This window comes from Verrucosispora sp. WMMC514 (assembly GCF_027497295.1).
Classification (GTDB): Bacteria; Actinomycetota; Actinomycetes; order Mycobacteriales; family Micromonosporaceae; genus Micromonospora; species Micromonospora palythoicola.
Genome location: NZ_CP114906.1, coordinates 1,573,815 through 1,598,412, shown reverse-complemented (window position 1 = coordinate 1,598,412; position 24,598 = coordinate 1,573,815). Strand labels below are relative to the sequence as shown.

Genomic DNA, 24,598 nt, shown 5'->3' with positions numbered 1-24,598 from the left:
CCTTTGTCCTTGCTGGACAGGGGTCACGGGGTCGGCCCGCCGAAGACCGTCCCTGATGGAGCCGGTCCGGACACCTTGCCGAAGGGGGCCGGGCCAGCATTTATGTCGAGTCGCTGAACAAATTAGTTCCGCTAGAACGATTAATGGCAAGACTTCAATGGATAACGTTTCGGTAAACGCAAGCGACATTCCCGTACAGCCTGCCCAAACCGCTACGAGCGCCGGCCCGCACCTCGGACAGAGGTGCGGGCCGGCGGATGTGGGTCGGCGAGCCGGGTGAACTACCCGGGCGTGAGCCGGAAGTAGTCGAACGCGGCCGTCTTCGAGGCGGTCTGGTTGGCGCCGAGAGTGAACAGGCCCACCCTCGGCGTCGTCCCGACCGCGGTGCTCGTCAACGTCTGCAGGGTCGTCCACGTCGTGCCGTCGGCCGAGTACGCGGCGGTGAAGGTGTTCCCGCTGCGCGCCAGCCGCAGGTGCCAGATGCCCTGGGTCAGGCCGGTCGCCTGGGGCTGCGTACTCTGCACCACCCCGCCGACCTCGCTGCGGAACTCGATCCGTCGAGAGACCGTCTGGCCGGCCGCGTTGTCCGTCACGTAGTCGAACTTCAGGTAGTTGTCGTCGTCGGCGTACACCAGCAGGCCCGCCTGCTGGTACTGCTCGTTGAACAGGCTGCCGTCGACCCGGGTCTGCATGGTCCAGTTCCCGGCCGGGCTGTTCTGGAGGATGAAGTTCGTCGGCCCGGTGTTGCCGGTGCCGTAGATGTCACCGTTCGACACGTCGATGCGCAGCGCGCCGTCGGTCACCCGGTACCGGGTCGTGTCCTCCCGTACGACGGCGTTCCACCGGCACTTCTCCAGGCTGGTGCCGGTGAACTCGTCGGACGGCGTGACGGCGCCCGTGGTGGCTTCCGGGGTGATCCGGATCCAGTCGAACTGGGCGTTCACCACCGGCGCGGTGGTGCCGCCGTTGAGGGCGAAGAGACCGATCCGGGGGTTGCTGATCCCGGCCAACGCGGCGGACCGGCCGACCGCGGTGAAGGTCTGCCCGTCGGTCGAGTAGGCGGCGGTCAGGTTCGTCCCGTCGCTGGTCAGTCGCAGATGGATAGTGTCACCGGTGGGCGCGGCCGTGGCGTCGGCCCCCTCGTTGCGCGGGGTGCCGGCGGTCTCCCGGATGAACTCGACCTTCCGGTTGCCACCGTAGACCAGGTCCAGCTTGGCGTAGTTGTCGTCGTTGCCGTAGACGAGCAGACCGGCCTGCTGATAGTCGGCCCGGACCGGCACGGTGACCCGGGTGGTCGCCTGCCAGGCACCGCTGGGTGCGGGCTGGAGCACCAGGTTGGTGGCGTCGTTGCGGGTGCCGTAAAGGTCACCCGCCGCGGTGGGCAGCCGTAGTGAACCGTCGGTGAGGGAGTACGACTCGGTCCCGCGCACCACGCCCGTCCACCGCTGACGATCCAGCGAACTGCCGGTGAACTCGTCGGACCGCTGTGGTCCCGGCTCGGCCTGGCAGGGGTTGCCCGCCCCGTCGACCCGGACCGGCACGCTGGCCTGCCCTCGCGCACCCCGGCTGTCGGTGACCGTCAGGGTGGCGGTGTAGCTGCCCGGCGTGGTGTAGGTGTGGCTGGCGTTGAGCGTGCTCGCGGTCGCCCCGTCGCCGAAGTCCCAGGCGTACGTCAGGGGGGTGTCCCCGTCCGGGTCGGTCGCCGTACCGGTGAAGGTCACCGCCAAGGGCCCGGTCCCGCTGGTCGGGGTGGCCGAGGCGGTGACCGTCGGCGGGGCGTTGCCGCTCACCCCGGGACCGACGAAGTCCATCCAGTTGACGTTGAACAGGGTGCCGGAGCCGCCGTTCGGATCCCGGGCGACGAAGTACAACGCGCCCTCCGCCGCGGCGCCGTTGGGTATCTGCGCGGTGACGTCGGTGTACGTCTGCCACCCTCCGGTGCCGGTCACGGCGGCGGAGGTGATCAGCGGTCCGTCCGCGGCTGCGGCGCGGACCTCGATCCGGCCACCGGAAGTGGCCGAGGCGACCCGGAACCGGATCGAGGTGAGGCCGGTCAGGCTGGCCGGACTGACCGACCACCAGTCGCCGTCCTCGATGAAGCCGATGTTCTGTCCACCGCCGGCGGTGTCACCGGTGGTCTCCCGCTCCACCCCGGCGGTGCCGCCCCCGGTGGCACCCGCCACCCGTCCGGTGGCGGAGTAGTACTCGGCCTCCTTGCGCTTGGGCTGGAGGACCACCAGCGCCCGGCCGGTCTGCGGCTCGGCTCCGTCGGCTCCACCCTGGTCCGTGTAGGTCGCCTCCAGGACGGTGAAGACGTTCGCCTCCGCCCCGTGGCCGTCGGCGAGCTGGGTCTGCACGGTGCCGGTGCAGCCGGTGTGCCGCTCCAGCGGGTGCGCGTGCTCGTCGTGGCCGAGCAGAACCTGGAGTTCGACCTCGTCGCAGTCGATCGTCCCGTCCTCCGGGTCGGTGACCTTGATGGTGTAGGCGACCTGGTCACCCCAGCCGAAGAAGCCACCGTCCGGCGGGAACTCGATGGTCACGGTCGGTGCCGTGTTGCCGACGGTGATCGGCACGTTCGCCACCGCGCTCCGCCCCGCCGGGTTGGTCACCCGCAGTTGCGCGGTGTAGCTGCCGGACTGTGCGTACGTGTGGGTCGGGTTGGCCTGGGTGGAGGTGCCGCCGTCGCCGAACGTCCAGGCGTAGGTCAGTGCTCCGCCGTCGGGGTCGCGTGAGCCGGCGCTGGAGAAGGTGACCGCCAGCGGTGGCGCTCCGGAGGTGGGGTTCGCCGAGGCGACCGCGATCGGGGCGCGGGCACCGGCGGTGTAGTCGATGCGGTAGACGCCGGAGTTGTCGTTGTTGCCGCCGAAGCCGCTGCCCCACTCGATCAGGTACAGCGCGCCGTCGGGGCCGAACTCGAAGTCCATCGGCCGGACGAAGGTCATCTGGTCGAGGATCCGGTTGATGTCGACGAGGGACTTGCCGTCCCGGGTGACCTGCATCGTGTACATCCGCGACTGGTTCCACTCGCCGAACATGGCCTTGCCGTCGAAGTACTCCGGCCACTGGCGGGACGACGAGATGGTCGGGTCGAACCGGTAGACCGGGCCGGCCATCGGCGCTCCGCCGCCGCCGATCTCCGGGAAACGGCTGTTGCCGCCGTAGCCGTAGTCGACCGTGGCCGGGATGGCCGCCGGCAGGTTGGTCAGACCGGTGTTGTTGGGGGAGTTGTTCACCGGCGCGGAGCAGTTGAACTTCGCCCCGCTCGGGCCGGACGGGAACTGGTAGTCGTTGTACGCCTGGTTGTTGCCGTGGCAGTACGGCCAGCCGAAGTTGCCGGGCCGGTCGACGATGTTCCACTCCACCAGGCCCTCCGGGCCCCGGTTCGCGTTCGTGGTGGTGGCGTCCGGGCCGTAGTCGGCGACGTAGAGCACGTTGGTGGCCGGGTCGATGCCGATCCGGAACGGGTTGCGCAGGCCCATCGCGTAGATCTCCGGCCTGGTCCGCGCGGTGCCCGGTGCGAAGAGGTTTCCGGCCGGAATGGTGTACGTGCCGTCGGCCTGCGGCCGGATCCGGAGCACCTTGCCGCGCAGGTCGTTGGTGTTACCGGCGGTGCGCTGCGAGTCGTAGTCCGCCCGGCCGGAGCGCTCGTCCAACGGGCTGTAGCCACCGGATTCGAAGGGGTTGGTGTTGTCCCCGGTGGCCAGGTACAGGTTGCCGGCCGAGTCGAAGGTCATCGTCCCGCCCATGTGGCAGCAGGTGTTGCGCTGCGTGGGCACCTCCAGCACGACCCGCTCGCTGGACGGGTTGATCGTGTCACCGGTGACGGTGAACCGGGACAGGTTGTTGCGGGAACCGCCCGCGCTGGGGGCGTAGTAGAGCCAGACCCACCCGTTGCTGGCGAAGTCGGGGTCGAGGCGGATGCCCAGCAGGCCGTCCTCGTTGCCGGCGAAGACGCTCAGCCGCAGCGCGGTGACGGTCTGGCCGGTGTCCGGCTTGATGATCTGCACCCGGCCGTCGCGTTCGATGTAGAAGACCCGGCCGTCGGGCGCGATGTCCAGCTCCATCGGGTTGCTGGTGTTGCTGTCCAGCGTCACCTTCTCGAAGCTGGCGGCTCGGCCGGCACCGCAGTCGGCGTGCACCACCCCGGCCGCGGTCTGGATACCACCGAGCAGGTGCTGCCGGAACTCGGCGTTGGTGAAGGACTCCTGGGTGTGCCCGCCCCCGGTGTACCAGGACCGTCCACCGTCGAAGTTCTGGCACCAGGCGATCGGGTGGTCCTGCCCCATCGCGCCGCTGCCCGGGCTGTAGCTGCGCTCGTCGAGCGAGGCCAGCACCTGCACCTGGCGGGCGCGGGGGTTGGTGCGGAAGTTGTACCACTCGTCGAACCGGGACCACCGCTCCGGCAGGTGCCGGGTCGACTCGTGGGTGGTGTCCTCGACCTTCACCGTGGCCGTCTGGTTGGCCGGGTGGCTGTTGAAGTAGGCACCGACCAGTTGGCCGTACCAGGCCCAGTCGTACTCGGTGTCGGACGCGGCGTGCACGCCGACGTACCCGCCACCGGCGCGGATGTAGCGCTCGAAGGCCGCCTGCTGGCTGGCGTTGAGCACGTCGCCGGTGGTGGACAACCAGATGACCGCCTTGAACCTGGCGAGGTTGGTGTCGGTGAAGGCGGCGCTGTCCTCGGTGGTGGTGACGGTGAACCCGTTCGCCGTGCCGAGTTGCTGGATCGCGTTGATGCCGGCCGGGATCGAGTCGTGCCGGAACCCGGCGGTCTTGGAGAAGACCAGGACGGCGTAGGGCTCCGCCGCCGCGGCGACGGCGGGACGGGCGGCCCGCGCGGCGGCGGGATCGGCGATCGGGGCCGGTGCGGCGGTCAGGATGAGTGTGAAGGCGAGTAGCGCCACGGTCACTGCGGCGAGCGGGGCTCGCCGCCGACTGGGTCGGGGCACGAGGATCTCCTCTGTCCGTGGGACGGTTCGGAGTGCACGACGGTGGTCACTCCCGTCGGTCCGACCGCCCATACCTGACGAGCGAGGTCTGGGTGCCGACTCAGCCGATCCGATCACTTCAATTTGCGTCAGTGAATCTAGTTTCGAGCAAGGTGGAGCCTTGTAACGTTTTGGTAACGGGGTCATTTTCTATTGGTGTGAGTCGCTGTATATCCGGCCTTTTTCCGGCCGCCGTGCTGCCGCGAGTCCGTTCGAGAGGCAGTTGCGGGTCGGCCTGACCGGGTGGCCCGCACCGCCGGTGGCGGCGCGGGACGGGCTTGGCGGAGCCGACGAAACGACGTACGGTGACACCCAACGAACCCACGGGAGCCCGGTGTACCGGGCTGAGAGGGGGGCTGAGAGCCCCCGACCGTCGAACCTGATCCGGGTAATGCCGGCGCAGGGAGGAGTGTTGCCGTGCCGTCCCTGGGACGACTGCATCTGATCACCGACACCCGACCCGGGCGGGATCCGCTCGCCGTGCTTCGTGCCGTGCTACCGGTGGCCCACACCGAACTGGTGGTGCAGGTCCGGGTCGAGGACACCGCGACCGACCGGCAGGCGTACGAGCTGACCCGGCAGGTGCTCGCCCGCTGCGCGCCGTACCAGGTGCCCTGCCTGGTCAACGACCGGCTGCACGTGGCCCTGGGGACCGACGCCGCCGGTGGTCACGTCGGCGCCGACGATCTGCCCGTGGCGGCGGCCCGGAAGGTGCTCGGCCCGACCGCGGTGCTGGGTGCCACCGCCCGGGAACCGGCGAGCGCGCTTGCGGCGGTCACCGCCGGAGCCAGCTATCTGGGCGTGGGCCCGTGCCGCGTCACCGCCACCAAGGAGGGGCTGCCGCCGCCGATCGGTGTGACCGGTGTCCGGGCGGTGGTCGAGGCGGTCGACGTGCCGGTGATCGCCATCGGCGGGGTGACGGCGGCGGACGTGCCCGAGTTACGGGCCGCCGGCGTGTACGGGGTGGCGGTGGTGGGTGCGCTCTCCGGAGCCAGCGATCCCGCCCGCGCCGCCGCCGAGCTGGTCCGGGCGCTGACGTGTTGACCGGGCGACCCGCCACCACCGGTCCGGTGCCGCCGCGCCGGCCCGATGTGGCCGTCGTGGGTGGCGGGCCGATCGGGTGGGCGGTCGCCTGGCGGTGCGCGGCGCGCGGGCTTCGGGTGGTCGTGCACGATCCGGCACCCGGGTCGGGTGCCTCGCACGTGGCCGCCGGCATGCTGGCACCGGTCGCCGAGGCGTACTTCGGTGAGCGGGAGCTGACCGCCCTGCTGACCGAGTCGGCCGGCCGCTGGCCCGGGTTCGCCGCCGAACTGACCGAGGCGACCGGCACCGACATCGGCTACCGGACCGAGGGCACCCTGATGGTCGGGCTGACCGCCGACGACCTCGCCGAGGCACGTCGGCTCTGGGCGTACCAACAGGGGCTGGGGTTGCCGGTGACGCCGCTGCGCCCGTCGCAGCTGCGCGAGCGCGAGCCGGCGCTGGCACCCCGGGTGCGCGGCGGCGCACTCGCCGCCACCGACCACCAGGTCGACCCGCGCCGGCTGGTGCCGGCGCTGCGGCTGGCGGCGGAACGGGCGGGCGCGGTGCTGGTAGCCGCGCCGGTGCGGCGGCTGTCCGACGTCACGGCCGGCGTGACGGTGGTCGCCGCCGGCTGCGGCGTCGCGGCCCTGACCGGCCTGCCGGTCCGTCCGGTGAAGGGACAGGTGCTGCGGTTGCGTGCGCCGGACGGCGGGCCGCCAGGCTTCCGGCACGTGATCCGGGGGTACGCCGACGGTGAGCATGTCTACCTGGTGCCCCGGGACAGCGGCGAGGTGGTCGTCGGCGCGACCGTCGAGGAGCGCTCCGACCTGGGCATCTGCGCCGGAGCGGTGCTGCGGCTGCTGCGGGCCGCCGTCGACCTGCTGCCCGAGATCGCCGAGTACGACCTGGTGGAGACGCTGGCGGGGCTGCGCCCCGGCACGCCGGACAACGCCCCGATCCTGGGGCCGATGCCGGGCCACCCGGACGTGCTGGTGGCCGGCGGTCACCACCGGCACGGAATCGTGCTCACCCCGGTCACCGCGGACCTGATCACCGACTTGATCACCGGCGACGGCAGCCCGCACACCCTGCTCGCGCCCTTCCGACCGGACCGGTTCGCCGACCCGTCGGGCGTCGTGGGCGCGGCGAGCACCTTTTCGCATCCGACGGAGGACGACTCGTGGAACTGACGGTGAACGGAGCCGGCCGCAGCCTGCCGGACGGGTTGACGGTGGCCGACCTGGTCCGCGACGTCACCGGCCAGCAGCGCGGGGTGGCGGTGGCGGTCAACGGCGAGGTGGTGCCGCGTACCGGCTGGCCGGCGACGGTGCTGTGCGGCGGTGACCGGGTCGAGGTGCTCAGCGCCGCCCAGGGCGGGTGAACCGGATGGACGACGAGTCGACCGGCTTCGAACTGGGCGGGGTGCGGTTCACCTCCCGGCTGATCCTCGGCACCGGCGGGGCGGCCAACCTGCACGTACTGGAACAGGCGATCCGGGCGTCCGGCACCGAGCTGGTCACCCTGGCGTTGCGTCGGGTGGAGACGGTGCCCGGCGGTTCCGGCGGTCTGCTGGACCTGCTCGACCGGTGTGGCGTACGGCTGCTGCCCAACACGGCCGGCTGCTACACGGCGGGCGAGGCGGTGAAGGTGGCCCGGCTGGCCCGGGACGCGTTCGAGACCGACTGGGTCAAGCTGGAGGTGATCGGCGACGAGCGGACGCTGCTGCCCGACGGGGTGGAGCTGCTGCGCGCCGCCGAGGAACTGGTCGACGACGGGTTCACCGTGCTGCCGTACACCTCCGACGATCCGGTGCTGGCGCGGCGGCTGGCCGACGTCGGCTGCGCGGCGGTGATGCCGGCCGGTGCGCCGATCGGATCCGGCCTGGGGATCAACAATCCGCACCACATCCGGCTCATCCGGCAGGACGTCGCCGTGCCGGTGATCCTGGACGCGGGCATCGGCACCGCCTCCGACGCGGCGCTGGCCATGGAGCTGGGCTGCGACGGGGTGCTGTTGGCCAGCGCGGTGACCCGGGCCGCCGACCCGGTGGCGATGGCCACCGCGATGCGGTACGCGATCGCCGCCGGCCACCTCGCCCGTGGCGCCGGCCGCATCCCCCGCCGCTTCCACGCCCTCGCCTCCACCCCCGACGAAGGCCGCCCCGACCTGTGACCGCGCTGACTGATCTCGTGGATCTTGGCCCGGGGGCGCCCCTCCGAGGGCCGGTTCGCACCAAGATCCAAATGCCGTCGGGGGTCGTGCTGCTCACGGATCGGCGGGTGGCGCGGAGGCCGCTGGTGGAGGTGGTGGCGGCGGCCGTGGCCGGGGGAGTGCGGTGGGTGGTGCTACGGGAGAAGGAGCTGCCGCGCGTCGAGCGCCTGGCCCTCGCCGCCGAGCTGCGGTCGATCCTGACCGAGGCGGGCGGAACCCTGATCGTCTCCGGCCCCGACCCGCTGACCGACCACGGCGATCCCGATCGCGATGCGCTCGGCGTCACCGCCGACACACCCGGTGCCGACAGCACCGATGCTTGTCCCGGCATCCGGGCCGGCGCCACCGGAGCCGGCCTGTCGCCGGTCGCGCTGCACCTGCCGGCGGCCGGCCCGTACCCACCGCCCCCCGCCGACCTGGTCGGCCGCTCCTGTCACGACGTCGCGGAACTGCGTCGGCTCACCACCGAGGACTACGTCACCCTCTCGCCGGTCTTTCCCACCCGGACCAAGCCGGGCTACGGCCCACCCCTGCGTTCCGAAGGGCTGGCCGAGCTGATCCGGCGGAGCCCCGTGCCCGCCCTGGCCCTCGGCGGCATCGAGACCCCCGCCCAGGTACACGCCTGCGTCCAGGCCGGCGCCTGCGGTGTGGCCGTCCTCGGCGCCATCATGCGCGCCCACGACCCACAACAGACCGCCGCCGCCCTTACCGCCGCCTGCCACGCCACGACCACCCCGCACGCTCCAGATCGGCGCGTCCGGGCGGGGTCGTCCACGACGGATCAGGAGCCCCCCGCTCACCAGGCCCAGACGACCCCGAGCCCCCCAACCCGGCACGTTCTGGCGGGGAATGACCACGACGGGGCTGCGGCCGACCGTGCCCACGCAGGGATCAAGCCTGACCGCCCGGAGTGGGCACGGTCGGCCGCAGCCCTCAACCGCAACCACCAGACAACCCCAGACCAAGAGGAACTGCCGTGACCCCAACCACCGTCCTCACCGTCGCCGGTTCCGACTCCGGTGGCGGCGCCGGCATCCAGGCCGACCTGAAGGTCTTCGCCGCGCTCGGCGCGTACGGCACGAGTGTGCTGACGGCGGTCACCGCGCAGAACACCCGGGGCGTGGACGCGGTGCTGCCGCTGCCCCCACACCTGGTCACCGACCAGCTCGACAGTGTGCTGTCGGACTTCGCGGTGCGGGCGGTCAAGACCGGGATGCTGGGCACCCCGGCCGTGGCGGCCGCGATCGCCGACGCGGCGGCGGCCGGTCGGCTACCGCAGCTGGTCGTCGACCCGGTCCTGGTGGCCACCAGCGGGCACCGGCTCGGCGTGGTGGAGGCGGTGGAGCGGTTGCTGCCGTACGCCCGGGTGGCCACACCGAACAGCGCGGAGGCCGCCGCGCTCACCGGGACGGCGGTGACCGACGTGGCGGAGATGACCGCGGCGGCGCGGGCCCTGGCTGCCGGTGGACCGGAATGGGTGATCGTCACCGGCGGCGACGTGGACGCCGGTGCGGAGGCGGTGGACGTGCTGCACGGCCCGGAGGGGACGACGGTGCTGCGTGCCCCGCGGGTGCCGACCCGGCACACCCACGGCACCGGTTGCTCGTTCTCGGCGGCCGTGACGGTGCGGCTCGCGCTGGGCGATCCGGTGCCGGCGGCGGTCGAGGCCGCCAAGGAGTACGTGACCCGGGCGCTGACCGGCGCGCGGGACTGGGAGCTGGGCGCGGGCCGTGGGCCGATGGACCACTTCGGCTGGTCCGCCTGAACAGGGAGGCTGTCATGCAGACACGTCGCAAGGTGTACGTCGAGGGATCACGGCCGGACATCCGGGTGCCGTTCGCGGAGGTGGAGCTGACCGGGGACAACCCACCGGTACGGCTCTACGACACCTCCGGTCCGGGCGCTGATCCGGAGGTCGGGCTGGCACCGTTGCGGGGACCGTGGATCGCCGAGCGGGCCGACGTGGCGCCGGTACGCGGTGGCGGAACCCCACTGGCCGGCGCGGACGGCAGGCGGCCGACGCAGCTCGCGTACGCCCGCGCCGGTGTGGTCACGCCGGAGATGGAGTTCGTGGCGATCCGGGAGGGGATGGCACCGGAGTTCGTCCGGGACGAGATCGCGGCCGGCCGGGCCGTGCTGCCGCTCAACATCAACCACCCGGAATGCGAGCCGGCGATCATCGGCAAGGCGTTCCTGGTCAAGGTCAACGCGAACATCGGCACCTCGGCGGTGACCTCGTCGGTGGCCGAGGAGGTGGAGAAGCTCACCTGGGCCACCCGGTGGGGCGCGGACACCGTGATGGACCTGTCCACCGGCAAGCGGATCCACGAGACCCGCGAGGCGATCGTGCGCAACTCCCCGGTGCCGATCGGCACCGTGCCGATCTACCAGGCGCTGGAGAAGGTCGGCGGTGATCCGGTGAAGCTGAGCTGGGAGGTGTTCCGGGACACCGTCATCGAGCAGGCCGAGCAGGGCGTGGACTACATGACGGTGCACGCCGGTGTGCTGCTGCCGTACGTGCCGTTGGCGGTGGACCGGGTGACCGGCATCGTGTCACGAGGCGGTTCGATCATGGCGGCCTGGTGCCTGGCGCATCACGAGGAGAACTTCCTCTACACCAACTTCCGGGAGCTGTGCGAGATCCTGGCCCGCTACGACGTGACCTTCTCTCTCGGTGACGGTCTGCGACCCGGCTCGATCGCGGACGCCAACGACGAGGCACAGTTCGCGGAGCTGCGTACCCTCGGCGAGCTGACGAGGGTCGCCTGGGAGTACGACGTGCAGGTGATGATCGAGGGGCCCGGTCACGTGCCGATGCACAAGATCAAGGAGAACGTCGACCTTCAGCAGGAGTGGTGCCACCAGGCGCCGTTCTACACGCTCGGTCCGCTGACCACCGACATCGCGCCCGCGTACGACCACATCACCTCGGCCATCGGAGCCGCGATGATCGGCATGTTCGGCACCGCGATGCTCTGTTACGTCACGCCCAAGGAGCACCTCGGACTGCCCGACCGGGACGACGTGAAGGCCGGGGTGATCGCGTACAAGATCGCGGCGCACGCGGCCGACCTGGCGAAGGGACATCCGGGGGCGCAGGCCTGGGACGACGCGCTGTCGAAGGCGCGGTTCGAGTTCCGCTGGGAGGACCAGTTCAACCTCTCGCTGGACCCGGAGACCGCGCGGTCGTACCACGACGCGACGCTGCCCGCCGAGCCGGCGAAGACGGCGCACTTCTGCTCGATGTGCGGGCCGAAGTTCTGCTCCATGAAGATCACACAGGACCTGAAGGAGTACGCCGCCCGCGGCATGCAGGACAAGTCCGACGAGTTCGTCGCCTCCGGCGGACGGGTCTACCTGCCGCTGGCCTGACCGGTCGGGACGGGTAAGCCCTGAGTGCCTCATGTCCGGTGTGACGTAACCATGTCACCCGGACATGAGGCGCCGCCCTTCAACCGCCCCTTGCGGTTACCGACGCTGAATCCGGACGCTGTGGACGGTGTGACCGGCGCGCTCTCAGCGTCGGTGGTGCCGACCCGTCGACCGCAGGGAGCGACGTGGGCCCTTCGGTGGGGTCGCCTCGTCGTCGTCGAGCGGTCGGCTGAGCCCGGCGACCCAGTCGACGTACTCCTCGTCCTGAGCCGGCAGCGGTTCGTCCTGCCCGGTCGCGGCATGCTCCGCGGACCGGGACCTGCCGCGTCGGAACAGTCCACGTCGGCCCTTTTCCGCTTCGCCGTCCGGCTGGACGTCCTCGGCCCGGACGGCGGGCGGCTTCGTGAAGGCGGCCGTGAGGTCACGGGCGGTGGCCGCCGGCTCGATGGAGACCTCCGGGGTGTCGGGGAGCGCCGGGCCGCCCGGAGTCGACGGCACCTCGGGCCCGACCGTGGCCCGGGTGAGGTCGGGCGAGCCGAACCGCTGCCGTGATCGCGTCGGCGCCTCGGGCGGCGCCTCCGCCGCCGATCGACCGCCGGCATCATCCGTTGGCGTTGGCGTTGGCGTTGGCGTTGGCGTTGGCGTTGGCTCGGCGATCGGCGCGGCCTGCGTCGTCGCGGGGGCCGGGGCCACCGACGGGGCCGGTGCCCGGGGCGTGGGGGTGCGGGGCGTCGGGGTCCTACCACGGGAAGCGACCGGTGCCTCCGCCTCGACGGTGCTGGGTGCCGCCTGGGGCAGGTCGCTGCCGTCGCCCACCGGCGCCGGCTCAGTCGACGCTCCGGGCTGTCCGTCGCTCTCCGCCACCGGCTGCCCGTCCAACACCGACCCGGCGGTCTCACCCACCGGCTCGCCGCGCTGTGCAGGCTCGTCGCTCTGTGCTGGCGCGTCGCTCTGTGCTGGCTTGCCGCTCTGTGTTGGCTTGCCGCTCTGTGTTGGCTCGCCGGCTGCGGTTCGCCGCGCGGCTCCGCCTGCTCGCTCGGCAGCGTCGGTTCGGCTTGCGGCGTCGCCTGCTCGCCCGGCGGCGTCGGCTCGGCCAGCGGCGTCACCGGCACGCGGGACACCGGCATCAGCCGGGCCGGTGCGGTCGGTGCGTGCGCTGTCGGCGGAGGGCCCGCCGTCGGGCGGCTGCCCGCTGTCGCCGGTCGTCGGCTCGGCTGTCGTCGGCTCGGCTGTCGTCGGTGCGGTGCCGGCGGCCGGGTGGCGTCCCACCGCACCGGCGGCGGTCGGCGTGGTCGTGACGGCGGACGGCTCGGTGTGCGCGATCGGCCAGTGCCAGTGCGGCGGTGAGCCGTCCGACGTGACGACGCCCCGGGGCGCGCCGTCGGAGTGGGGTGCACCGGTGGGCCGGTGGGCCTCGGTGCCGCCGTCGACCACCACGACCGGGCGTGCCGGGCCGGCCGCCGGGTCGTGGTGGTCGACGGCCGACCCGGGCAGCGCGGGGGTCGTCGGCAACGGTTGCAGGATGGCGGTCGGTTCGATGGCGGTCCCACCGGTGGGTGCGGCGGTCCGGTGGGCGAGCCCGCTGGTGGCCGGCCAGGGCAGCAGGGCTGCGGCGGCCGAGCCGAGCGCGCCGACCACCACCGCGATCAGCGCGGCGTAGTAAGGGGTCAACTGGTACCGGTCGCTCGTGTCGCCCGGACCGGCGGCCAGGTAGGCGAAGGCCACCAGCACCGGTCCGGCGACCCCACTGGGCCCGCTGACCAGTGGGGGATGGCCACGCCATCGGGCCACCGTCGCGGTCACCGCGCCGGCCAGCAGGGTCACCAGTGGAAGGATCAGCAGCGCCAGTTGCTGCGCGGTGCCGGCGGCGAGCCAGGCCGGCTCCAGCACGCCGAGGCGTACCGGGGTCAGCGGTCCGCTCGCCCCCAACGACGGAATCACGGACAGTAACGCGAGGAACCAGACCGTCGCGGCCACCGCTGCCATGTTCCAGGCGAGCGGCGGTCGGACCAGGACAGCCAGCGCGGCACCGGCGCCGACCACCGCGCCGAGGCCGGCGCAGATGGCCACGGCCCATACCGGGTCGACCGAGACGAGTTCCGCGTTGCGGGCCGGCTGCATGCACAGCGGCGCCACGACCGTGGCACCCAGGGCGGCGCTGCCCGCGACGGCCAGTTGTCGGGGGGTGCCGGTGAGCTGCCCACCATGGCGGGCCAGCCGCTCGGTGAGCACGGCGCCGATCACGGCGGCGTTCGTGGCGAACCAGCCGGCCCAGACGAGCTGGGCCGGCCACTGGTTGATGCTCGCGCCGGTGAAGCTTCCGGTGAGCCGGACGATGCCGAAGCCGAAGGCGAGGCCGAGCTGACCGGCGCCGGCAAGCAGGCTGACGCCGAACGCGGTGAACAGTAGTCGGCTCGATGTCCGATGGGCCATGACCGGCACGTTACGGTCCGTCGCCACCGATCGCCACCGGCACGCCGTGTACGGACGTACGACCTGCTCGCGGCGGGTCTACTTGAGCTCGACCAGCCGGGCCAGGTATGTCGTGTCGCCGACGTTGGTGAGCATGTGCACCGCACCCGGATCGCGATAGACCACCCCGCCGGTCGGCTCGTCAGCGTCGATCTTGACACCGTCGACCGTCTGCACGACGTTCTTCGCGCCCTGGACGGCCACCACCAGATAGGGAAGGTCGTGCCGGTGCAGCGGCTGGCGCTCACCGGGCTCCAGCCGGATGTGCCAGACCCTCACCCGGTCGTTGTCGAAGACGATCTCCTGGCCCACCGGGCCGAGCCCGGCTTCGGAGTCGGGCGTGGGAACGTCGGGTGGCAGCTCGGTCATCGGGTTCCGTCCAGGTGGGGGAGCACCTCGGCGGCGATCAGCTCCAGGTGGTCCAGGTCGGTGAGGTCGATCAGGCGTAGATGCACCCGGGTGGTGCCGATCGCGGCGAACTCGCCGATCCGGTCGACCAGCTGCCGCGGTGAGCCGACCACCGGATCCTCCGGCGGGAGGGCGCTCTTGACGTGCAGCGGCGCCGCTCGCCGTCGGGCCTCGCTGTCGGTACGCCCGATCGCCACCACGATGCCGGCGGAGAGCGTCAACGGCCGGCGCCCGCTGCCGGCGCGGTCGACCCGCAGACTGGCCTCCTGGACCCGCTCGTACGCCTCGCGGGCCTGTTCGACGCTGGTGAAGGGGACGTTGAACTCGTCGGCGTAGCGGGCGGCGAGCTCGGGGGTGCGCTTGGGACCGCGCCCCCCGACGATCACCGGAGGGCCCGGGCTCTGCACCGGCTTGGGCAGGGCCGGCGAATCGGTGAGCCGGTAGTGGTCCCCGACGTAGCTGAACGTTTCGCCGGACGGGGTGCGCCACAGCCCGGTGATCACTTCGAGCTGTTCCGCGAGCCGGTCGAATCGTTCACTGGTGCCGGGGAACGGGATGCCGTACGAGATGTGCTCCCGGGCGTACCAGCCGGCGCCGATGCCCAGCTCGACCCGACCGCCGCTCATCTGGTCGACCTGAGCCACCATCACCGCGAGTGGACCGGGCAGCCGGAACGTCGCCGAGGTGACCAGGGTGCCCAGCCGGATTCGGCTGGTTTCCCGGGCGAGCGCCGCCAGGGTCAGCCAGGCGTCGGTCGGACCGGGCAGGGCCGGTTCGTCGCCCATGGCCTGGTAGTGGTCGGCGCGGAGGAAGGCGTCGAAGCCACCCTCCTCGGCGAGGCGGGCGAAGCGGAGCTGGTCGTCGTAGGTGGCGCCCCGGTGCGGTTCCGTGAAGACAGCCACCCGCATGTTCATCGTCCCTCCGTACCGGCTCCCGCCGGCTGTTCGCGTTCCATCAGCAGTTCGTGCAGGTCGGCACTGACCCGGGCGACGTCGGCGAGATGGGCGTTGCGGCCCAGGGTGCGCGGGCGCGGAATGGTCACCTCGACGACCTTGCGGACCCGGCCGGGGCGTGGGCTCAGCACCACCACCCGGTCGGCGAGCAGCACCGCCTCGTCGATGGAGTGGGTGACGAAGACGACGGTCGCGCCGTTGCGCATGTGCACCCGCTGAAGTTCGCCGGCGAGTTCCTCACGGGTGAGCGCGTCGAGCGCGGAGAAGGGTTCGTCCATCAACATCACCCGGGGGTCGCCGATCAGCGACCGGCACAGCGCGACCCGTTGCTGCATGCCACCGGACAGCTCGTGCGGCAGCCGCTTCTCGAAGCCGGACAACCCGGCCACCTCGAGCAGGTCCCGCGCCCGGTCCCGGTGGGCGGCCCGCTTCCAGCCGAAGATCTCCACCGGCAGCAGGACGTTGTCCAACACGCTGCGCCACGGCAGCAGGGCCGGCCGCTGGAACAGCATGGCGATGTCCCGGCGCGGTCCGGTGACCGGCTTGCCGGCGACGGTGACCTCGCCGGAGGTGACCGGGATCAGGCCCGAGATCAGCCGCAGCAGCGTGGACTTGCCGCACCCGGAGCGGCCGAGTACCGCGACGAACTCACCCTCGGCGACGTCGAGGTCGATGCCGCGCAACGCCTCGACCCGGCCGGCGCGGCCGTCGAAGGTGCGCGACACCTCGGAGAGTCGGATCATCGCCGACGGGCCTCCCCTGAGTGGAAAGTCAGGAACGGGCAAAGGCTATCGGCCTGCGTTCCGTATCGCACCGTCCGGGGTGGACATCACTTTGTATCCGTTCCGCAACCCGGTACGCCTGGCGTCGCAAAGGTGGGGTTCTCGTACGCTGTGCCCGCGAGAGTCCCCCTCGATACGCGGTGTCGGCTTCCATCCGGCTGCCGGTGCCGCCCCGACAACTCCCTTCCGGCGGCCCCGAGGCCCCGGTTGGAAAGGACAAGGTGCACTGATGAGAAGGCTGACCCGTACGGTCGCCGCGGCCACGATGGCCACCGCGCTCGCCCTGGTCTCCGCGTGCAGCAGCGGCTCGGACGACGCGGACGGCAACGACGTCGGCTCGTCCCTGGAGCAGGTGACGTACCTCACCTCGTTCGGCAACTTCGGGCGCGACGCCTACGCCTGGGTGGCCAAGGAGAAGGGCTACTTCAAGGACGCCGGCTTCGAAGTCGAGATCAAGCCGGGGCAGGGCACCGGCTCCGTGATCCAGACGGTCGTCGGCGGTCAGGCGCACTTCGGCCCGATCGACCTGACCGGTGGACTCCTCCAGCTCGGCAACGGTGACGCCAAGGACTTCGTCGCGGTGGCCGCGATCCAGCAGCGCACCATGGCGGCCATCGCCACCGTGGACGGCACGGGCATCACCACCCCGAAGGACCTGGAGGGCAAGACTCTCGCCGACACCCCCGGTTCGGTGGTCCGCAACCTGTTCCCGACCTACGCCCGGATGGCCGGCATCGACTACACCAAGGTGAAGTGGGTCAACGGCGAGGCGCAGACCCTGATGGGCACGCTGGCCTCCGGTTCGGTCGACGGCATCGGGCAGTTCGTGGTCGGTCAGCCGACCATCGAGGCGGTGACCAAGAAGGAGGCCGTCATGCTGCCGTACAGCAACGTGATGCAGGACCTCTACGGCAACGTGCTGATCACCTCCAAGCAGTACGCCACCGAGAAGCCCGAGCAGGTCAAGAAGTTCACCGAGGCGCTGCTCAAGGGCCTGGAGTACGCCCTGGCGAACCCGCAGGAGGCGGCCGAGATCCTGGCCAAGAACGCCGAGGCGGTCGTGCCCGCCGCGGCGGCCGCCGAGCTGCAGTTGATGGCCGGCTACGTCCGTTCCAGCAACTCCGGCACCGCACTGGGCACGCTGGACAGCGGCCGGGTCGCCAAGAGCATCGCGATCCTGCGTGGCGCCGGCGCCCTCAAGTCGGACCTCACCCCCGACCAGATCATCGACTTCAACCTGGCACCGAAGGCCTGAGGCCGCTCGGTACCGCACGGAGTACGCCGCACCGCGTTCGTCGGTGCGGCGTACTCCGCTCCCCGCCCGTGACGATGCGCCGAACGCAGGAGGATCCGATGACCGACGTCCGTCCACGGCAGCCGGAGGCGACGCTCGCGGCTGAGCAGTCCCCGGCCGCACCGGGTGGCCGACGGTGGCGAGCGGGAGACCTGCGCTCGGGCACCATGGCCGCGCTGCTACCGGTCGCCGGGTTGCTGTTCGCACTCGGTGGCTGGTGGCTGGTGGCCCGGCTGGAGCTGATCCACCCGGCCGCCCTGCCGCCACCCGGTGACGTGCTCACGGCGTTCTCCGCTCGGCCGGCCCGACTGTTGGAGCACACCGTCGCCACCACCGGCGAGATCCTGCTCGGCTTCGCCCTCTCCGCGGTGGCCGGGGTGCTGATCGGCCTGGCGCTGGCGGCCTCCCGGACGGTCGAGCGGATGTTCACCCCGCTGCTGGTCGCGGTCAACGCCGTGCCCAAGATCACCCTGGGGCCGCTGCTGGTGGTGGCGCTCGGCTGGGGTCAGAAGCCGATCCTCACCATGGTCTTCCTGCTCTGCTTCTTCCCGATCGTGCTGTCCACCGCCACCGGGCTGACCACCACGCCGGCCGAACTCGCCGAACTGGTGCGGTCCTGGAACGCCTCCCGTTGGCAGGCGTTCCGCAAGGTCCGCTTTCCCGCCGCGCTCCCGCAGATCTTCGTGGGCCTCAAGGTCGCCATGCCGCTCGCCGCGATCGGTGCCGTGATCGGCGAGTTCCAGGCCGGCGAGGGTGGTCTCGGTTACGTCATCCAGCAGTACGCCGGCATCGGCGACACCGCTACCGCGTGGGCCGCGATCATCCTGGTCGCCCTGGTCAGCATCGTGCTCTACGCCGCGCTGGTGCTCATCGAGCGGCGCAGCCTGCCCTGGCTGCGGGAGACCACCTCCAGCCGCTGACCACACCAGCCACTCAGGAGATCAGCCGGCCAGCCGCCACCGCCCGTTGCGGGCGATCAGGGTGGTCAGCGCCTGCGGCATCAGCCCGGAGTGGTTGTCCGGCGTCATCCGGATCGGACCGGACAGGCCGTCCAGCTGGGACGTCTCCAGCACGTCGCGGAGGCGTTTCCGGTCGACCTCGCCGGCGGGGCCGCCGGCCCGCAGCTCCGCGTCGGCGATGAGCTGGATGGCGTCCGCGGCGAACGAGGCAGAGCCGTGGTAGCCGCCGTACCGGGCGGTGTAGTCCTGGAACCACTGACGGCGGGCGGCCTTCGCGGGGGTGGTGGCGATCACGTCGTCGATCACCATCGTCTGGGTGAAGACCAGGGTGGCCCGTTCGGCCGACCGGGCGGCCTCGCCGAGGAAGAGGTCGCCGGCGGCCGAGGCGTCGAGGAACAGGGCGCCGGTGTAGCCGGCCCGATCGACCGCGCTGGCGGCGAGCATCGCCTGCTCCGGTGGGGTCCAGATGACCAGGGCGTCGGGATCGGCGCCGGTCAGCCGGCCGGCCTGCCCGTCCAGTTCCGTGTCGGTGCCGCGGACGGACGCCTCGGCCAGCACCCGGATGTCGACCTTGTCGAACTCGCGGCGCAGTGCGGCGGCACCCTCCTGGCCGTAGGCGTCGTCGCTGCGCAGGAGGCCGACCGTGTCGATGTTGCGGCGGCGCAGTTCGACGGTGAGGGCCGCGGCGTTGTCGTCGGCGTTCGGGGCCAGTTTGAACATGTAGCGGCGGTCCGCGACCGGGTTCACCACGGCACCGGCCGCCGCGAGTGCCACGGTCGGGATCTGGTTCTCATTGACCGTGCGCACCGCACCGAGGGCGCATTCGTTGCAGCCGCCCATGATGATGGCGGTGACCCGTTTGTCGTTGCTGAAGTCGACGATGTTGCGCAGTGACTCACTGGCGTCGGAGCGGTTGTCCTTGAACAATAGTTCGACCGTACGGCCGTTGAGTGCGCCCGAGGCGTTCAACTGATCGCGCTTCAGTTCCAGGGCCTGCCGGTACGCCTCGCCGACACCGGCCGAGGCACCGGAGAGTTCCAGGTCGGCGGCGATCACGATCGGGCTCGTGTCCTGCTCCTCCCCGCCGAACTGGCAGCCGACGAGGGTGGTGGCGAGCAGGGTCGACACGAGCGCCGTGGCGGTCGCGGAGCGGATCGGGGTCAACTGGGTCCTCCTGATGCGGCACGGGCGGGGCCCGGTCACCGGCGGCTCATCCGTCCTCTGTGGATAATGAGACGGCTCTGCCGTACCGTGTGCGCGAAGCCTGCAAAACCTTGCCAATGCCGGGCGCTGCGGTCAAGCGGGTCAGCGAAGGCGTTTCGGGACACCGATCCCACATGCTGGTGTAACCAAATGTTTTCAAATGCTCACTGTGGCGACACGCGTGGCCACTCTGGAGTTACATGCCCTGTTCAGGGTGCTGTGGAAATGTAGGTATTAGTTGACCGGATCACGGGTTGCGTGCCGTCCGACCGTTTCCTGCCCTCCTGCGGCTTCCCAAACACGATCTCGTCTGATGAAATCGCGGCCGTGCCGCGCGTGGCGCCGGCTGTCGCTCGGCCCCCGGGTCGGCGGTTCTGGCGGGAAGAAAACGACGGAGGCGATGTCGTGAGCACCGGACCGACGACCCTGCCCGCCAGTGGTGACGCCGCGCAGCGCAGCGGCGGTCGGCTGCCCCGGCTGCGCGACGCCCGGATCCGGTCCAAGCTGGCGCTGATCCTGGTGGTTCCGGTGGCGGCGGTCATCGCACTGGCCACGGTCCGACTGGTCTCCGTCGGGGAAGGCGCCTACGACGCGAGCCAGTCCCGCGCCCTCACGGCGCTGTCCATCGACGTCTCCGCGCTGGCGAACGACCTGCACGCCGAACGGATGGCGGCGGCGGCCTACCTCGCCGCACCGCAACAGCGGGCCGACGCGTACAACCTGCGGGTCCGCGAGACCCAGCAGCGGATCGACGAGTACCGCGCGGAGCGGGCCCGGGTGGGCGACGCGCCGGCGGCGATCCGCGACCGGCTCGCGGCCATCGACGCGCACCTGGACACCCTCGACGGCACCCGGCAGGAGGTGCTCGCCCGCCAGCAGATGGAGGTCGCCGAGGCGGTGCTGCGCTACGGCGTGGTCCTCGACGACCTGGTCGCCTACGGCGACGGGCTGGCCCAGTTGCCCGGCGGCGAGGAGGTCGGTGACACCCGGCGGGCGGTCGCCGCCTTCGCCCGGGCCAAGGCGGCCGTCGCCGAGGAGGAGGCGGTCGCCTTCACGGCACTCAGTGCCGGCCGGCTGGACAACGAGCAGTTCTCCACCTTCGTGGCCACTCTCACCGGGCAGCAGGAGGCGCTGGTGGCCTTCTCGCTCGCCGCCGACCCGGTACAGCGTGCCCTGGTCGAGAGCACCGTCTCCGGTGACGCGGTGGTGCTGGCCGACCGGATCGCCACCGACCTCAGCCGGTCGGTCAACCAGCGTGCGCCGTTCACCGCCCAGGAGGCCACGGCGGCGATCGGCGCGGTGAACGAGCTGATGCGGTGGGCCGAGATCGAGCTGGAGAACCGCCTGCTGGCCCAGGCCGAGCAGGCCCGCTCGGACGTCATCCGGCAGGCTGTCGTCGAGACCACCCTGGTGCTGCTCACCCTGATCATCGCGGTGACCCTGGCCGTGGTGCTGGCCCGCTCGCTCAACCACTCCCTGCGCCGGCTGCGGGAGGGCGCGCTCTCGGTGGCCAACCACGACCTGCCGGAGGCGGTGCGGCGGCTGCAGGGAATGGGCAACGTCAGCGACGGCAGCGTCGACGAGATCGTTCGCGAGGTACGTGACCCGATACAGCTCAACAACCGCGACGAGGTGGGGCAGGTCGCCCTGGCCTTCAACGTCGTGCACCGGGAGGCGGTCCGGGTCGCGGCCGAACAGGCGGCCCTGCGGACCAGTGTCTCGGCGATGTTCCTCAACCTGGCCCGACGCAGTCAGACCCTGGTCGACCGTATGATCGGCGAGCTGGACGCGATCGAGCGCGGTGAGGAGGACCCGAAGCGGCTCGCGCAGCTGTTCGAACTCGACCACCTCGCCACCCGGATGCGCCGCAACGACGAGAACCTGCTCGTGCTGGCCGGGGCCGACTCGGCCGTGCCGCGCCGCGACGACGCCCTGCTCGTGGACGTGCTGCGGGCCGCGCAGTCCGAGGTGGAGCTCTACAACCGGATCGAGTTCGGCACCGTCGACACCGACGTGTCCGTGGCGGCCCACGCGGTGAACGACGTGGTGCGGCTGGTGGCCGAGCTGCTCGACAACGCCACCCGTTTCTCGCCGCCCAACACCACCGTGGTGGCCGACGGACGGCGCATTCGGGACTACGTGCTCATCCAGATCGAGGACCGTGGTCTCGGCCTCACCGACGAGCAGTTGGACTCGCTCAACCGCCGGCTCGCCGCGCCCTCCGCGGTCGACGTCGCGGCGTTCCGCCTGATGGGTCTGGCGGTGGTGAGCCGGCTCGCGGCCCGCTACGGCATCCGGGTCGAGCTGCGTCGCAACGTCGAGGGCGGCACCGTCGCACAGGTCACCCTGCCCGCCGCCACCGTGGTGCTGCCCAGCCTGCGCGGTCGCGACCAGGCGATCACCCGACCCCGGCAGCCGCTCGCGGTCGAGCAGAACCCGCTCGCCTCGGTCGGCCGCGGCGATCCGGCCGGCGTCACCGGCCGCGGCACCACCGCGACCCTGGTCGACCGGTGGCACAACGGTACGGGCACCGGCACGCCCTGGCCGGGAACGGAGTCGGCCCCCGCCGACCCGCCGCCGACCCGTACACCGCCGCCGGCCTTCAACGGGTTCAACGCGGGTTCACCGACGGTTGCGCAGCCCACCCTCGACCCGCTGTCGCACCGGGGCGCCGGCAACCACGGCCAGCACGCCGATCCCGGCCTACCGGTGGGACCGGTCGCGGGTGCGGGCGGCACCGCGTCGGCGGGATTCGCTCCGGCCGCCGGTCAGCACGCCGGTGGCGGCGATGCCGACGGCTCCGGGTTCCGTGGGCTCGGTGCCAGCCTGGCCGCGACCGCACCACCCCCGACGCGCCCGATCACCGTGCCACCCGAGCAGTCCTCCGATTCGCCGATCTTCCGCGAGATGGAGGCGGTCTGGTTCCGCTCGCACGGCAACGACGTCACCACGATCTTCAGCCGGCCGCAGTTCGACGAACCGGCCCCGCAGGCGGTCGCCAGCCCACCGGCGCCCGCTGTCGAGCCGACCAGGGGACGGAGTCCGTTGCCCACCCGCACGCCGGGTGCGGCCGCCGCCGCGACACCCGCGCCGCCACCGTCGTACACTTCCTCGTCCGCCAGCACGGCTGGTCCGGCGCCGAGCGCGCCGCCGACCTCGCCCGCGCCACCACCGCCGTCCGCGCCACCGCCGCCCGCCCGGCAGCCCGAAACCGGCCAGCCGGAGGACGACGCCTGGCGGACGGCGGCCGACGAGGGCTGGTCACGGGCCAGCCGGGCGGCCGAGCCCACCCCCGCCGGCACGACCCGGTCGGGGCTGCCCAAGCGGGTGCCCCAGGCACAACTCGTGCCCGGCGGCATCGAGCCGCGCGGGCGTGAGCACGGCCGCCGGACCCCCGACGAGGTACGCGGTCTGCTGTCGGCGTACCACCGTGGTGTCCAGCGTGGTCGGACGGCTGGAGCGAGTCAGAACAGCACCTCGATCAAGGAGACGAGCCGATGAACAGGCCAGCGGCCATACAGGACATGGGTTGGCTGCTCAGCAACTTCGCCGACAGCGTGGCCGGCATCGCCCACGTCGTGGCGGTGTCCGCGGACGGGCTGTTGCTCGCCTCCTCCCGGGACCTGCCGACGGATCGGGCGGATCAGCTCGCCGCGATCACCTCCGGCGTGGTGAGCCTGACCGAGGGTGCCGCCCGGATGTTCAGCGCCGGCGGGGTCCTGCAGACAGTTATCGAAATGGACAGTGGCTACCTGTTCCTGATGTCCATCAGTGACGGGTCGTCGATGGCGGTGCTCGCGGCGCGTAGCTGCGACGTCGGCCAGGTGGGCTACGAGATGGCACTGCTCGTGGAACGGGTCGGTGCGGCGCTGGTGCCGCTGCCCCGGGACGCGGTGCGGTCGTAACCGGTGCGCCGGACCGGCGGAAGGCGGAGGAGGTGATCGCGGATGGATCGGCAGCGTGACCCACGGGGTGCGCTGGTGCGGCCGTACGCGGTCACCCGGGGCAGGACCGAGCCGTTGCAGGACATCGCCCTGGAGGCGGTGCTGGTGGCCAGCCCCACGCAGATCGCCGAATCACGGTTCGCCGGGCACGACAAGCATCGCATCGCCACGGTCTGCGAGGGCCGGCCCGAGTCGCTGGCGGAGATCGCCGCGTACACCCGGCTACCGCTGGGTGTCGCCCGGGTGCTGGTCGCCGACATGGTGGCCGAGGGCCTGCTGACGCTACAGACGGCCGCTCCCGCCACAGGTTTCGAGGAGCGGATGGAAATGCTGGGAAGGGTGCTGAGTGGACTTCGCGAGCTATGACCCCGCCGGGGCCCGCCAGAGCCGGGGAATCATCTCCGCGAAGATCGTCGTCGCGGGTGGCTTCGGTGTCGGCAAGACCACGCTGGTCGGTGCGATCTCCGAGATCACACCGCTGACCACCGAGGCGGTGATGACCTCGGCCGGCGTCGGCATCGACGACCCGTCCAAGGTGCCGGGCAAGGAGACCACCACGGTCGCCATGGACTTCGGCCGGATCACCATGGCGCAGGATCTGATCCTGTACCTCTTCGGCACGCCTGGGCAGACCCGGTTCTGGTTCATGTGGGACGAGATCATCCGAGGTGCGGTGGGCGCCGCGGTGCTGGTGGACACCCGCCGGATCACCGACGCGTTCGCCCCGCTCGACTACTTCGAGAACCGCAACCTGCCGTACGTGGTCGCGCTCAACCGGTTCGACGGCGCACCCCAGTACGAGCTGGACGAGGTGCGCGAGGCGTTGGCCATCTCGCCGGACGTGCCGTTGGTGATGACCGACGCCCGGCAGCGCGAGTCGGTCAAACGGGTCCTGGTGACCGTCGTCGAGCACGCCATGGCGCGGCTGCAGGCCGAGCACGACCGCGGCTTCCCGACCCCGGTCGGATAGGCGGTGACCCGCCGGCCCG

Annotated in this window: 18 protein-coding genes, 1 pseudogene and 1 riboswitch; of the genes and pseudogenes, 13 read left to right on the top strand and 6 right to left on the bottom strand. The window is 71.7% G+C overall.

Annotated features, from left to right (window positions below; all coding sequences use genetic code 11):
* Window positions 1-281: 281 nt before the first annotated feature.
* Window positions 282-4,949, bottom strand: a complete 4,668-nt coding sequence (locus tag O7597_RS07200; RefSeq protein ID WP_281582297.1) for a ThuA domain-containing protein — start codon at window positions 4,947-4,949, stop codon at window positions 282-284.
* A gap of 352 nt (window positions 4,950-5,301) precedes the next feature.
* A riboswitch (TPP riboswitch) is annotated at window positions 5,302-5,411 on the top strand.
* On the opposite strand from O7597_RS07200, the gene O7597_RS07195 reads away from it, so the two are divergent.
* From O7597_RS07195 to thiC, 7 genes and pseudogenes are all read left to right on the top strand, one after another.
* Window positions 5,406-6,032: a thiamine phosphate synthase gene (locus tag O7597_RS07195; protein WP_281582296.1), complete on the top strand. Its 627-nt coding sequence runs from the start codon at window positions 5,406-5,408 to the stop codon at window positions 6,030-6,032. It overlaps the preceding riboswitch by 6 nt.
* Window positions 6,026-7,201 (top strand): glycine oxidase ThiO, encoded by a 1,176-nt coding sequence (gene thiO / locus O7597_RS07190; protein WP_281582295.1) that lies wholly within the window; start codon window positions 6,026-6,028, stop codon window positions 7,199-7,201. The genes O7597_RS07195 and thiO overlap by 7 nt, the downstream gene beginning before the upstream one ends.
* Window positions 7,192-7,392 (top strand): sulfur carrier protein ThiS, encoded by a 201-nt coding sequence (gene thiS / locus O7597_RS07185; protein ID WP_281582294.1) that lies wholly within the window; start codon window positions 7,192-7,194, stop codon window positions 7,390-7,392. Before thiO ends, thiS begins: the two co-directional genes overlap by 10 nt.
* A 5-nt stretch (window positions 7,393-7,397) precedes the next feature.
* Window positions 7,398-8,183: a thiazole synthase gene (locus O7597_RS07180; protein WP_281582293.1), complete on the top strand. Its 786-nt coding sequence runs from the start codon at window positions 7,398-7,400 to the stop codon at window positions 8,181-8,183.
* 65 nt (window positions 8,184-8,248) lie between these two features.
* Window positions 8,249-8,908, top strand: a pseudogene (locus O7597_RS07175) (thiamine phosphate synthase); the annotation flags it as partial.
* A gap of 290 nt (window positions 8,909-9,198) precedes the next feature.
* Window positions 9,199-9,987, top strand: a complete 789-nt coding sequence (gene thiD / locus O7597_RS07170) for a bifunctional hydroxymethylpyrimidine kinase/phosphomethylpyrimidine kinase (protein ID WP_164447866.1) — start codon at window positions 9,199-9,201, stop codon at window positions 9,985-9,987.
* Window positions 9,988-10,001: 14 nt separating this feature from the next.
* On the top strand, window positions 10,002-11,594 hold the full coding sequence (gene thiC, locus O7597_RS07165; RefSeq protein ID WP_269738294.1) for a phosphomethylpyrimidine synthase ThiC: 1,593 nt from the start codon (window positions 10,002-10,004) through the stop codon (window positions 11,592-11,594).
* A 144-nt stretch (window positions 11,595-11,738) separates the two neighbouring features.
* Here thiC and O7597_RS07160 read toward each other — a convergent pair whose 3' ends face one another.
* From O7597_RS07160 to O7597_RS07145, 4 genes are all read right to left on the bottom strand, one after another.
* Window positions 11,739-14,027, bottom strand: coding sequence for a hypothetical protein (locus O7597_RS07160; RefSeq protein WP_281582292.1), 2,289 nt, complete (start codon window positions 14,025-14,027; stop codon window positions 11,739-11,741).
* A 78-nt stretch (window positions 14,028-14,105) separates the two neighbouring features.
* Entirely contained in the window at window positions 14,106-14,435 is a 330-nt protein-coding gene (locus O7597_RS07155) for a cupin (RefSeq protein ID WP_269738292.1), read from the bottom strand.
* Complete coding sequence (locus tag O7597_RS07150; RefSeq protein ID WP_281583206.1) at window positions 14,432-15,382, bottom strand: LLM class F420-dependent oxidoreductase; 951 nt, start codon at window positions 15,380-15,382, stop codon at window positions 14,432-14,434. Before O7597_RS07150 ends, O7597_RS07155 begins: the two co-directional genes overlap by 4 nt.
* A 2-nt stretch (window positions 15,383-15,384) precedes the next feature.
* A complete protein-coding gene (locus tag O7597_RS07145; RefSeq protein WP_281582291.1) occupies window positions 15,385-16,170 on the bottom strand; it encodes an ABC transporter ATP-binding protein in 786 nt (261 codons plus the stop codon).
* A 268-nt stretch (window positions 16,171-16,438) separates the two neighbouring features.
* On the opposite strand from O7597_RS07145, the gene O7597_RS07140 reads away from it, so the two are divergent.
* A complete protein-coding gene (locus O7597_RS07140) occupies window positions 16,439-17,464 on the top strand; it encodes an ABC transporter substrate-binding protein (RefSeq protein WP_281582290.1) in 1,026 nt (341 codons plus the stop codon).
* 98 nt (window positions 17,465-17,562) lie between these two features.
* Window positions 17,563-18,423, top strand: coding sequence for an ABC transporter permease (locus O7597_RS07135; protein WP_269738289.1), 861 nt, complete (start codon window positions 17,563-17,565; stop codon window positions 18,421-18,423).
* 21 nt (window positions 18,424-18,444) lie between these two features.
* On the opposite strand, the gene O7597_RS07130 is transcribed toward O7597_RS07135, so the two are convergent.
* Window positions 18,445-19,626, bottom strand: coding sequence for an ABC transporter substrate-binding protein (locus O7597_RS07130; RefSeq protein WP_281582289.1), 1,182 nt, complete (start codon window positions 19,624-19,626; stop codon window positions 18,445-18,447).
* Window positions 19,627-20,070: 444 nt separating this feature from the next.
* Here O7597_RS07130 and O7597_RS07125 point away from each other — a divergent pair, with 444 nt between their 5' ends.
* Genes O7597_RS07125 through O7597_RS07110 form a run of 4 tightly spaced genes read left to right on the top strand, consistent with a single transcriptional unit; the run spans window position 20,071 to window position 24,579 of the window.
* Complete coding sequence (locus tag O7597_RS07125) at window positions 20,071-23,166, top strand: sensor histidine kinase (protein WP_269738287.1); 3,096 nt, start codon at window positions 20,071-20,073, stop codon at window positions 23,164-23,166.
* On the top strand, window positions 23,163-23,570 hold the full coding sequence (locus O7597_RS07120; protein ID WP_099849649.1) for a roadblock/LC7 domain-containing protein: 408 nt from the start codon (window positions 23,163-23,165) through the stop codon (window positions 23,568-23,570). Before O7597_RS07125 ends, O7597_RS07120 begins: the two co-directional genes overlap by 4 nt.
* Before the next feature lie 42 nt (window positions 23,571-23,612).
* Window positions 23,613-23,975 (top strand): DUF742 domain-containing protein, encoded by a 363-nt coding sequence (locus O7597_RS07115; protein WP_269738286.1) that lies wholly within the window; start codon window positions 23,613-23,615, stop codon window positions 23,973-23,975.
* Window positions 23,956-24,579: an ATP/GTP-binding protein gene (locus O7597_RS07110; protein WP_203997167.1), complete on the top strand. Its 624-nt coding sequence runs from the start codon at window positions 23,956-23,958 to the stop codon at window positions 24,577-24,579. The genes O7597_RS07115 and O7597_RS07110 overlap by 20 nt, the downstream gene beginning before the upstream one ends.
* Window positions 24,580-24,598 lie beyond the last annotated feature (19 nt).

Excerpts from the sequence above, each read along its gene's own strand:
- O7597_RS07120 (WP_099849649.1), top strand. The coding sequence starts at position 23,163 with ATGAACAGGCCAGCGGCCATACAGGACATGGGTTGGCTGCTCAGCAAC.
- thiC (WP_269738294.1), top strand. The coding sequence starts at position 10,002 with ATGCAGACACGTCGCAAGGTGTACGTCGAGGGATCACGGCCGGACATC.
- O7597_RS07115 (WP_269738286.1), top strand. The coding sequence starts at position 23,613 with ATGGATCGGCAGCGTGACCCACGGGGTGCGCTGGTGCGGCCGTACGCG.
- O7597_RS07150 (WP_281583206.1), bottom strand. The coding sequence starts at position 15,382 with ATGCGGGTGGCTGTCTTCACGGAACCGCACCGGGGCGCCACCTACGAC.
- O7597_RS07145 (WP_281582291.1), bottom strand. The coding sequence starts at position 16,170 with ATGATCCGACTCTCCGAGGTGTCGCGCACCTTCGACGGCCGCGCCGGC.
- O7597_RS07180 (WP_281582293.1), top strand. The coding sequence starts at position 7,398 with ATGGACGACGAGTCGACCGGCTTCGAACTGGGCGGGGTGCGGTTCACC.
- O7597_RS07140 (WP_281582290.1), top strand. The coding sequence starts at position 16,439 with ATGAGAAGGCTGACCCGTACGGTCGCCGCGGCCACGATGGCCACCGCG.
- O7597_RS07160 (WP_281582292.1), bottom strand. The coding sequence starts at position 14,027 with ATGGCCCATCGGACATCGAGCCGACTACTGTTCACCGCGTTCGGCGTC.
- O7597_RS07135 (WP_269738289.1), top strand. The coding sequence starts at position 17,563 with ATGACCGACGTCCGTCCACGGCAGCCGGAGGCGACGCTCGCGGCTGAG.
- O7597_RS07155 (WP_269738292.1), bottom strand. The coding sequence starts at position 14,435 with ATGACCGAGCTGCCACCCGACGTTCCCACGCCCGACTCCGAAGCCGGG.